The organism is Pseudofrankia sp. EUN1h, assembly GCF_001854645.1.
GTDB lineage: Bacteria > Actinomycetota > Actinomycetes > Frankiales > Frankiaceae > Pseudofrankia > Pseudofrankia saprophytica.
Window position 1 is genome coordinate 1 of the sequence record NZ_MBLN01000122.1, and the last position, 10,298, is coordinate 10,298.

Genomic DNA, 10,298 nt, shown 5'->3' on the forward strand with positions numbered 1-10,298 from the left:
TGACCCTGACCGGGACACGCCTCTACATCCTCGCGGTGATCGAACACTCCACCCGGCGCATCCGGATCCTGGGCGCCACCGCGCATCCCACCGCCGCCTGGGTGACCCAGGCCGCCCGCAACCTCGCCATGGACCTCCACGACGCCGCCTCGACCGCCCGTTTCCTCATCCGCGACSGCGACGGCAAATACCCAGCCCTGTTCGATGCGATCCTCGCCGACGCCGGAATCACGGTCGTGCGAGGCGGTGTTCAAGCCYCACGGATRAACGCGATCATGGAACGGTGGGTACGGACCTGCCGCCGAGAACTGCTCGACCAGACCCTGATTTGGAACCAGCGCCATCTTCTGCACGCACTCCGTACATACGAGGCGTTCTATAACACGCACCGACCACACCAGGGCATCGCCAACGCCAGACCACGGCGCCCGCTGCCCGAACCGATCAYCGACCCGAACCGGCTCACCCACCTCACCATCCACCGACACGACCGGCTCGGCGGGATCCTGCACGAGTACGAGCATGCAGCCTGACCTGCCCGGACGTACTTTTCGGCAGGTACGCGGTCGGGACGCGCCGACGCGGCTGGCGTTTCGAGTCTCGTCATGTGCCGATCACGGCATGAAACAGCAGCAGGCCGCCTCCGGCGGCCCCTCCGCCGACGAGGATGGCGGAGGGTAGGGACGGATCGGCAAGGTAGGACAGACCGCCGGCCAGCACGCCTACGACCAACGCCAGCAGCATCACCAGGGCTGCGCGAACGGTGAGCAGCGGACCAGGTTGCGAGGGCGGCATGCGAGACCTCCGACGGGTGACGAGCGGACGCCGTTGGTACGTCGAGAAGCGCGCCGATCCCCACGCCTGGCTTGCGAAGGAGCCCGTCAGTGCCGGCTGGTCGATCGGCTTGAAAAAATCTTGAGAATCGCCGTGGGGTACCCGGGGGCGGTGCACCTACGAGGCGCCGCATCTGTCTCCTCGAACCGGCGCGGAGTGCGAGTGGGCAGTAGCCAGGGCTCCGCACGACGAGAAGATCGGATGCGTGACGGCGATGAGCGACGAGGGGCAGGCAGTGGCCTTTAGGCCCGCCGCGCCCGCCTCCGCTCAGGGAGTACAACCCCGAAAAACGCCTGACGACGTCCTTGAGGCGCCAGTGCCTTTGACGGAGGTCCTCCGCGGAGTCGGAAAGGACCACGTCGAGGACACGTGTCGTGACGCGGAGAACCTGGAGCGCCGCCTCGCGGACCAGCAGTTGCGAGACGCGCTGGCTCGCTCGAACTTCACCGGCCGCCAGTACCAGCGCTTCGAGACCGAACTCGCCCGCTACGGCTTGGCGGTGCTGCGGTCCTGGATGCACTCCGGGTATGTATTCCAGCTCGTCGCAGACCGCGGCTTCCCCCTGCATCCGAATGACCGTGAGCTAGACGAACTCTTCCGGGACCGGGACGCCCGGGATGAGTTGGCGACGATCACCATCGCCGTCGCGCTGGGTCGTTTCAGGGAACGTGCGCTCCTTGGTGGCGGATGGCGCGTCGAGGGCGGTGCGAGCCTGACGACCTATTTCATGGGTTCCTGCCTCTACGTCTTCCCCAACGAGTTCCGCAAGCGGCGGGTCGAACAGGAGAAATGGGCGCGTGCCCAACGCGCCGTGGCGCGGACAAGCGAGCCGACCGCCGATCCCGGCGCCGACCCGGCGGTGCGCATGCTTGGCAACCACCAGGTTCTCGAGGACCTCCGACGGGTCGATCCTCGGACCGGGATGATCGCGGCCCTGACCATCGACGGCTACAGCCAGCGAGCGATCTCCGAACTGCTGGGAGTGTCAGTCCGGGCCGTTGAGGGTGCGCTGTACCGATGGCGGATCAGAGAAAAAAGTCGGGATGGGCAAGAGGGTGACCAGAAGTGACACGATCGAACGGGTCTGATGACGGTCAGATTGACGCACTCATCGAGCAGTCCTCGCTGGGCAGCGCAGGTGGACGCGAGTTGCGCGAGCGCACCCCGCCGGCCCAGGTGGACGAGGTCGCGTCCCTTGTGGCCGACCTGCTCGCCCAACACGGTGACCTTGACGGTCTGCGCGACCGTGTCGATGTCGGAGACAGACACGCCGCCCATCGGCTAGCCGCCCTGTTCCCCAACCGTAGCAACCAAGAGGCCGCCCAGACCCAGCAGATCCCTTCCGACACGGCGACCGTGCCGGCGGACGACCCGCCGCTGCCGAGCCGCACAATCCGCACCTTTCTGCTCGACGATCACGAGGTCGTCCGCCGCGGCGTGCGCGACCTGCTCTCCCACGAGCCGGACGTCGAGATCGTCGGCGAGGCCGGCCGCGCCGACGAGGCCCTCGAGCAGATCATGGCGCTGCGTCCGGATGTCGCCGTCCTCGACGCCCGGCTGCAGGACGGCAGCGGCATCGAGGTCTGCCGCCAGGTCCGCTCCAACGACTCCACCATCGCCTGCCTGATCCTGACGTCGTTCGACGACGAAGAGGCCCTGTTCGCTGCGATCATGGCCGGCGCCGCCGGGTACGTGCTCAAGCAGATCCGCGGCGCGGCGCTCGTCGACGCCGTCCGCCGCGTCGCCGCCGGCCAGTCGCTGCTCGACCCCGAGGTGGCCCCCCGCGTCCTCTACCGGCTGCGCCAGGGTCCGGCCGAGGACGGGCGCCTCGTCGGCCTCAACGACCAGGAACGACGCATCCTGGCGCTCATCGCCGAGGGCCTGACCAACCGCCAGATTGCGAACCGCATGTACCTCGCCGAAAAGACCGTGAAGAACTACGTCGCCAGCATGCTCTCCAAACTCGGCCTCGAAAGCCGCACCCAGGCTGCCGTCTTCGCCACCAAACTCCGCACCTGACCGTCGCAGTGAGCCGACGGGACGCCAGGGGTGCCAGAACTCGCCTTGGATCTCAAGACTTAGCTGCACCGGATCCGGGACCCTGGGGCGGCGAGCCCGTCTTGACCGTCCTAACAGAGCAGGAGACGACCGTGCGTAAGTGGCTGGCTTCCTTCGGGTTGAGGCCACCGAGCGGGGACGTGACTTAGAGCGTGTCTCGTGTGGTAGTTCGGGTACATCTCTGATCATGGATGTTATGGAGAACAGCCTGGCTCTACGGCTGGTCCCTGACGATCTGTGGGAGCTGGTGGAACCGCTGCTGCTGCGGTTCGAGGTCCGCCCGCAGGGCGGCGGGACCGCGCCGGTCGAGGACCGGGCGGTGTTCACCGCGGTCGTCTACGTGCTGACCGCGGGCTGCGCCTGGCGGCATCTGCCCGCCGAGTTCGGGGTGGYGGTGCCCACGGGCACACCGCCGGTTCCAGGACTGGGACCCGGGCACGGGTCTGGTCCCGGCTGCACCAGAAGGTCCTGGACGCCCACGGCGAGGCCGGCGGGCTCGACTGGTCGTCGGTGATCGTGGACGCGGCCAGCCTGCGCGCGAAAAAAGGGGATCTCTGACCGGTCCGAACCCGGTCGATCGCGGAAAGAAAGGGTCGAAAATCCATGTCCTGGCCGACGCGGCCGGGCTGCCGCTGGTCGTCGCGGTCACAGGGGCGAACMTGCACGACAGCCAGGTCCTGCTCCCGCTGGTCGCCAGCATCCCGTCGATCCGGTCCCGCCACGGCCCCCGCCGGCGGCGGCCGGCGAAGCTGCGGGCCGACAAGGGCTACGACTTCCCGGAACTGCGCCGTTACCTGCGCCGACGCCACATCACCCCCGCATCGCGCGGCGTGGTGTCGAGCGCGCCGACCGTCTCGGCCGGCACAGGTGGAAGATCGAGAGGACGCTCGCCTGGCTCGGCGGCTACCGCCGCCTGACAGTGAGGATGTGCGTGAGCCCCGCACCGGCCGGCCTGGCCCACCGCCTGACTGACCAGTGTGTCCTTAACGGGATCTGCCGGCTGTGTCGGTGCGGGGCTCGTGTGCACTCACCGGACGGGCGGGTGACCTTATAGGAGCCTGGCCAGAGGCCCCTTCACTGTCTTGTCCGTCGCCMGGCTGGTGCGTGCCGCCCCTGTCAGTCGAGGTGAAGGGACGGCTGTTTTCACGATGACACAGCACCTGCAGGCGATCGAGGTCACCGGTGGCGTCGACACCCACAAGGACAGCCATACCGCGGCGGCGCTCGACAGCGCCGGGCGGCTGCTCGGGTCGGCGCGGTTCGGCGCGACCGCGGCCGGCTACGGCCAGTTGCTCGACTGGCTGCGCGGCTTCGGCGCGCTGGTCCTGGTCGGGGTCGAGGGGACCGGTGCCTACGGCGCCGGCCTGGCCCGCCACCTGGCCGCGGCCGGCGTCGAGGTGGTCGAGATCGACCGGCCCGACCGCAGGGCGCGGCGCTGGCAGGGCAAGTCCGACCCGGTCGACGCGGAGGCGGCCGCCCGGGCGGCGCTCGCGGGCCGGCGGACCGGCGTCCCGAAGGGCCGCGACGGCCAGGTCGAGGCGCTGCGCTCGCTGCGGGTCGCCCGCCGCGGTGGGGTCGCCCACCGCGCCGTCGTGATCAAACAGATGAAGGCGCTGCTCGTCACCGCGCCCGAGCCGGTGCGCGCCGAGCTGTCCGCCCTGGCCAACGCCCGCCTGGTCGCCGTCTGTGTCGAGGCCGACGTCCCGGCCGCGCGGGCCGGCGACCCCGCGGTCGCGGTCCGCCTGGCGTTGCGCAGCCTGGCCCGCCGTTACCAGCACCTGTCGACCGAGATCAAGGAACTCGACAAGATCATAGACCGTCTCGTCCGCGAGTTAGCCCCGAAGCTGGTCGCGGGGAACGGCGTCGGCCCCGACGTCGCTGGCCAGCTGCTCGTCAGCGCCGGCGACAACCCCGACCGGCTACGCTCCGAGACCGCTTTCGCGATGCTCTGCGGCGTCGCCCCGCTGCCCGCCTCCTCGGGGAAGACGAACCGCCACCGACTCAACCGCGGTGGGGACCGCCAGGCCAACGCCGCGCTCTACCGCGTCGTGCTCTGCCGGCTGCGCTGGGACCCGGCCACCCGGGCCTACATCGAGCGCCGCACGGYCGAAGGCAAGTCCAAGAAAGAGATCATCCGCTGCCTCAAGCGCTACGTGGCCCGGGAGATCTACACGATCCTCACAGCCCCCAGCACACCAAAAGATCTTCCGATGGCCGCTTGACATCCATAGGAGCATCCATCCGCTACGAACGCAACGGCCGTAACTTCCTCGGGTTCCTCAGCCTCGCCGCCGCGATCACCTGCTGGAAGAAGCTCCCACACCCCACATAAGACAAGCTCTAATACCCTCTTCACCGCTAGGTGAGAGTGCTGATCCTCCCGGCCGGATCCACTTTCCGGAGCCGGGGGGCCTCGCCGTCGAAGATGGCGATGTAGAGGGAGCCGTCGGGGCCGACGTCCACCCCCACCGGGCCGTTGAGCTTGGCCTCGGCGGCGAGGCCGCCGTCTCCCGAGAAGCCCCAGTCGCCGGTGCCGGCGAAGGTGCTGATCTTGCCCGACGGGTCGACCTTTCTGATGTGGTTGCCGTGGTACTCCGCGATGTACAGGGTGCCGTCGGCGGCGACCGCGACGCCGAGCGGGTTGTCAAGCTGGGTCTCGACAGCGAGGCGACCATCGCCGGCGAGGCCCGGCTCGCCGGTGCCGGCGACGGTGGTGATTCGCCCCTGCGCRTCGACCTTCCTGATCCGGTCGTGGCCCGTGTCGACGATGTACAGCGCCCCGCCAGGACCGACAGCCACGTCGGCGGGAGCGCTCAGATCGGCCTGGGTCGCCAAGCCGCCGTCATCGTCGGAAACACTTCCGGTAGAGGCGCCGGTGCCGGCAACGGTGGTGATCGTGCCCGATGATGGGTCGATCTTCCGCACCCGGTTGTTCGCGGTGTCGGCGATGTAGACGGTGCCATCGGAGGTGACCGCGATCCCTTGTGGGGAGTTCAGGCCGGCTTTGGTGGCTGCGCTGTTGTCTCCGGAGAAGGTGCCGTGGCCGTCACCAGTACCGATGCCGGCGATGGTGCGGATCGTGCCCGATGGGTCGATCTTCCTGATCCGGTCGTTGTGGTTGTCGTCGATGTAGACCGTGCCGTCGTCGGTGACCGCCACGCCGTTCGGGAAGCCGACCTGGGCCCGGATGGCCGGCCCGCCGTCACCCGAGAACGTGGACACGCCGGTCCCCGCGAAGTCGCTGACCACCCCAGCCTTGTCGATTTTCTTGACCCGGTCGTGGTGGGTGTCCGTGAAGTACACCGTGCCGTCGGCGGCGACCGCGACCCCCGCCGGGGTCCCATAGGGGTGCTCGCTGGAACATCGGTCGGCCAGACTGGCGATGAGGACGATGACGACGACCGCGATCGGCGCGGCGACGAGTACGGTCCGCCGTCGGCGACGGCGGCGAGGTTCGTCGACTGYGCGTGTCGGTACCTGTGGCGGCTGTGCCTCGTCGGTCGCGGGGGCGAGCGGTCCGGTGGGTGGCGGGTCGGAGCGCCGCTCGGTGTTCGGAAGCTGCACTTCCGCCTTGACGGCGGGCCCTTGGGTGCCTGGCCCATCGATCCGGACTATCCGGCCCGCCGCGGGGATGAGCGGTCCGGCGGGTGGCGGGCTGGTTCTTCTGTGGTCGGTTCTCGGGGCCGGCGCGCCGGCCACGCCGGCGGCCTTCGCGGCGGCGGCGAGCACGGCGTTCCCGGGCCGGGCGTCGTAGGCCGCGTGCAGCAGGTCCGCCCAGCCACCCTCCACGGCGCCGCCGGCGAACAGGTCGCGGACCGCCCGCCAGTACGACTCCGCGTTGGAGACGTTCCAGCTTGGCTGGCGCCCGGCCGGGAGCCCCGCCCGCCCGACGAGGCCCTGCGCGACGTTGGGGACGGGGAACTCGTTGGCCAGCGTCGTGATGACGTCCTCGTCCGACGGCGGCCCGGCCAGCGGCGTGGGCGGGGACGCGGGGGCGCGGGCCGGGGCGAAGGGGCGTAGAGCCTGCCCGCCGTGTGTCCTAGAAGACGCGGCGCCTAGATTCCCACCAGGTCGCGTAACGGGCCTGGTGAGCTGGTACTGACGCATCACCTCGGCCAACTGGGGGTTGCCGGGATTCACCACGGCGGCCTCGGCCAGCAGCCGCGGCAGCCAGCCCTCCGCCCTCGCTCCCGCGACGACCTTGAACACGGCGGTCTCCAACGGCACGGACTCGGCGGCATAGCGGCCCAGGGACTTGTCCAGCCCGTCGAGCAGCGCCTCGAGCCGGTCCCGGCTCGGAAAGGCGGCCTCGAGCGCGCGCAGGACTGTCTGCCGCTGCGCGCCGGTCATAGCCGCGACCTTCGCCTCATCAAGCCCGGCCACTGGCCATCCCCCCTGGTACCGACGCCATGGGCAGGGGACGTCGGCGGTCCCGAAACTGGCCCGCGGGAGAAAGTAATGGCCGTGACCGCCCCGAGCCGCGCCGTATGTCGTGACATTAGCGAATCCGTGCCGAGGAGGGTCGCCAACCGAGGACATGTGCGCAGTTGCCCGTTTGGGCGCCGTCGTCCGCCTGATAGCCGGCGCGGTGGCCGGGGTGACGCGGGCGATGCCCGTGCTGGGACCGTCCGGGCGCGAGCCCGCGGTCCTCCTCGTCTCGGTCGCCGCGTGGGGGCACGGCGCTTGGCGCGGCCCCGACGGCGGGGGCGGCCGTCGTCAACGCCCGCGGTGCGCAGAAGGCAGACCTCGCCACGTCGGTACGGACCACCGACGTCCGACCTCGGCATCGGGGTTGGCTCCCTGACCGGCGGCGTCATGCTCGACGCCGCCGGGCGGGAACGCCGCCGTGGATCGCTCTCGCTCTGGCCGACGTGGCCATGGCAGCCGCGGCGGACGCGTGCCAAAACAGAGTCGGCGGCCTCCACCAGACCAGTTCTCCACCTATTCAATGGCGCAACGTGATGACGTACTGGGCGACAGATCGGCGGTGTGGCCGGCGGCGTGCGGAGCGGTCTTGCCTGCTTTACGGAACGGCGGAAGTTTCGTTGTCGGTGTGGGATCGTGACCGGGCACCAGCCGCCGGGCGCGCACGCTCGCCTGGTCAGGCGTTCCCGGATCCTGAGAAAGGTCGGACTCCATGACCATCGAGGGGAACATCGTCGAAGTCCTGTTGGACGGGGTCCGGCGGACGTCGATCGGAGCGACGGCTCCGGAAGCGGACTGGCGGAATCGCGAGCACACAAACATCTTCATCGCCGAGATCGGGCGGCGTTATGCGCCCGGGGTCGTTCCCGAGAACCTGATCACCGCATCCGTGGCCGTCATCGACGCCGCCGCGGGCGGGCGGATCACGACGGCGGTCGTCCGGCAGGCCATTACGGGCCGGGAGGCCGCGCTCGGGCTGCCCTCCACCGCGGCGCTCGTGCCGGGCGGTCCCGCGCCCGTGACCGCCCTGGACCGCTTCCTGGCGCTCCTCGAGATGCGGCGCGGCGCCTATACCTGGGTTAGCACCATGGGAGGCGCTGTTTCCCAGTGGGTCAGCGGCCCCAACCCGCTCGCGGCTCCGCTCAGCCTCRACACGGCGATGAACTGCTGGGAGGCCATGCTGGTCACTGCTGTCGATGCCGGCCTCATCACCGCGGCCACCGTGGCAGCCATGTACGCAAACCAGCGGTCAGTGGAGACCGTTCTCGCTCATAACGGCGTCGCGGGCACGATTCATCATACGGAACAGATTCCTGGGGCGAACGCGATCCAGCGCGGCCAGATCATCGTCACCTATCTGCCGAAGAAGCAGCTGGGAACACCGCTCAGTCATGTCGTGGCCGTCTCCGCGGTCAACGCGGCGGACTATCGCGCCATCGAGGTGTATTCGCTGTGGACCCACCACAATGGTGGAATCCTCCGCAGGCTGCCGCTCCATGACCTCCTGGGTGGCAGGGAACACCAGCTCGACTACATGACCCTGTAGCGCCATGTCGATCATGGTGGGTCTTAGCCGCGGCGCCAGTTATGGCTATTGTTTTGCGGACGTTTCCGTGACGCAGGTCGTGGCCCAAGATAACGGCTCTGTTGCGTTGGGCAGGCCCGAGGCACGGCAGGGTCAGGTTGGTGGCCTGATCAGATGGCCAGAGCGAGCTCGGCGAACGCTGCCGCGAGCCGGAGATGGGGCTCGGCGTCGATGCCGAGTTCGTAGTGCCCGCGGCGAACGTTCTGGACGAAGGCGTGCCCGGATCCGATCACCTGGGCGGAGCGCAGTTGTTTGAGYCCTCGCATCGGTCGCAGCCGTGCCTTCAACCGGCCGTGATCGGCTTCGATCGTGTTGTTCGCATACCGGGCGTCGACGTGGTKGGCGGCGGGGAGTTGTTCGTCGAGGACGCGCGGGTAGGCCGCAGCGCGGTCGGTRGTCACCTCGACCGGCCGGCGGCCGTGGGCCAGCGCCCGGGTGAAGAAGCGGCGYGCTGCCGCCAGGTCTCGCCTTTCGGAGGCCAGGACGTCGATGACCTGGCCGAACTGGTCGATCGCCCGGTAGAAGTAAGTCCAACGGCCGGCGACCTTGACGTAGGTTTCGTCGGTGAACCACCTGTCGCCCGGGCTGTGGCGGCACCGCCGGGCGGCGTCGACGAGCAGCGGAGTGAACCGCTGCACCCACCTGAAGACGCTGACGTGATCGACCACGATGCCGCGCTCGGCCAGTAGCTCCTCGACGTCCCGGTAGGACAGGCCGAAGCGCAAATACCACCGCACCGCCAACGTGATCGCTTCCGGCGGGAACCGGAACCCCGCGAACTCGGAGGCCGGAACCACGGGACGGACACGCCGACGATGCACCGGTCGATCATGCCTGAGCGGCTGGCCCGACCGCCGTGCCCCGCCAACGCAACAGAGCCGTCCGCCGCCTTTCCTATGACAAGACGCGTTGTCACGGGAAAGCCAGCCGAAGCGATCTGTTGACCTTCGCGGACGCAGGTTCACATTTATGGACTTCTCGCGGTTATCACGGGAAGGAGCTGGACCTGAGCCACGGCCGTGCTCTGACCAGCTCCGTCTCGTCAATTAACGGTCCATCGCCGAGTAGGGTGATCCGAATGCCTGCGTCATCGGACGATCGCGCCGCCGACGATATATTGTGACCATTTTTGACGTTGCGTAATCGTCGAAGGTGCGACCGAGTCGATCCTGAAACGGCCCCGCTACGACGAGTGGCGCACCTGTGGTGGAGCGTGTCYTGGYCGACCAGGGTCTGGGGGTTGGTCCGAGTACTCGCAGTACTGCGCCTCGTTGTTGGTCATGGCGGCCAATGCCTGACGTACGGCGTGGGTGAAGGGGTGGTCCTCGCCGAGGACACGGCAGCGCCGGACAAGAACGTCCTCGAGCATTGCCCGGGCGGTCGGGAGGTCGCCCTG

At 69.0% G+C, this 10,298-nt stretch carries 9 protein-coding genes and 1 pseudogene; 6 read left to right on the forward strand and 4 right to left on the reverse strand.

Translation table 11 applies throughout. From position 1 onward, the window contains the following. On the forward strand, positions 1-533 hold a 533-nt coding region (locus BCD49_RS39680), incomplete at its 5' end, for a transposase (RefSeq protein ID WP_241832494.1). A 70-nt stretch (positions 534-603) separates the two neighbouring features. Here the strand turns inward: BCD49_RS39680 and BCD49_RS39685 are convergent. Then, the gene (locus BCD49_RS39685) at positions 604-795 is read right to left on the reverse strand and encodes a hypothetical protein (RefSeq protein ID WP_007512731.1); all 192 of its coding nucleotides are present in this window, start codon (positions 793-795) and stop codon (positions 604-606) included. 244 nt (positions 796-1,039) lie between these two features. On the opposite strand from BCD49_RS39685, the gene BCD49_RS39690 reads away from it, so the two are divergent. From BCD49_RS39690 to BCD49_RS39705, 4 genes and pseudogenes are all read left to right on the forward strand, one after another. Continuing rightward, positions 1,040-1,903 (forward strand): RNA polymerase sigma factor, encoded by an 864-nt coding sequence (locus BCD49_RS39690; RefSeq protein ID WP_051466194.1) that lies wholly within the window; start codon positions 1,040-1,042, stop codon positions 1,901-1,903. Between the two features lie 266 nt (positions 1,904-2,169). Next, complete coding sequence (locus tag BCD49_RS39695) at positions 2,170-2,853, forward strand: response regulator (RefSeq protein ID WP_425343337.1); 684 nt, start codon at positions 2,170-2,172, stop codon at positions 2,851-2,853. Positions 2,854-3,088: 235 nt separating this feature from the next. Then, positions 3,089-3,946: pseudogene (locus tag BCD49_RS46740) on the forward strand (IS5 family transposase). 94 nt (positions 3,947-4,040) lie between these two features. Further along, positions 4,041-5,114: an IS110 family transposase gene (locus BCD49_RS39705; protein ID WP_071042539.1), complete on the forward strand. Its 1,074-nt coding sequence runs from the start codon at positions 4,041-4,043 to the stop codon at positions 5,112-5,114. A gap of 136 nt (positions 5,115-5,250) precedes the next feature. On the opposite strand, the gene BCD49_RS39710 is transcribed toward BCD49_RS39705, so the two are convergent. Further along, positions 5,251-7,242: an NHL domain-containing protein gene (locus BCD49_RS39710; RefSeq protein ID WP_071042540.1), complete on the reverse strand. Its 1,992-nt coding sequence runs from the start codon at positions 7,240-7,242 to the stop codon at positions 5,251-5,253. A 787-nt stretch (positions 7,243-8,029) separates the two neighbouring features. Between BCD49_RS39710 and BCD49_RS39715 the strand changes: the two genes are divergently transcribed. Further along, positions 8,030-8,863: a hypothetical protein gene (locus BCD49_RS39715; protein ID WP_071042541.1), complete on the forward strand. Its 834-nt coding sequence runs from the start codon at positions 8,030-8,032 to the stop codon at positions 8,861-8,863. Between the two features lie 149 nt (positions 8,864-9,012). Here the strand turns inward: BCD49_RS39715 and BCD49_RS39720 are convergent, their stop codons facing one another. After that, complete coding sequence (locus BCD49_RS39720; protein WP_071042542.1) at positions 9,013-9,723, reverse strand: IS6 family transposase; 711 nt, start codon at positions 9,721-9,723, stop codon at positions 9,013-9,015. Between the two features lie 362 nt (positions 9,724-10,085). Beyond that, positions 10,086-10,298: tetratricopeptide repeat protein (locus tag BCD49_RS46255; RefSeq protein ID WP_131803664.1), on the reverse strand; the 213-nt coding region annotated here is incomplete at its 5' end.

What these genes read in the sequence shown, in the direction of transcription:
- BCD49_RS39685 (WP_007512731.1), bottom strand. Translation starts at nt 795, where the DNA reads ATGCCGCCCTCGCAACCTGGTCCGCTGCTCACCGTTCGCGCAGCCCTG.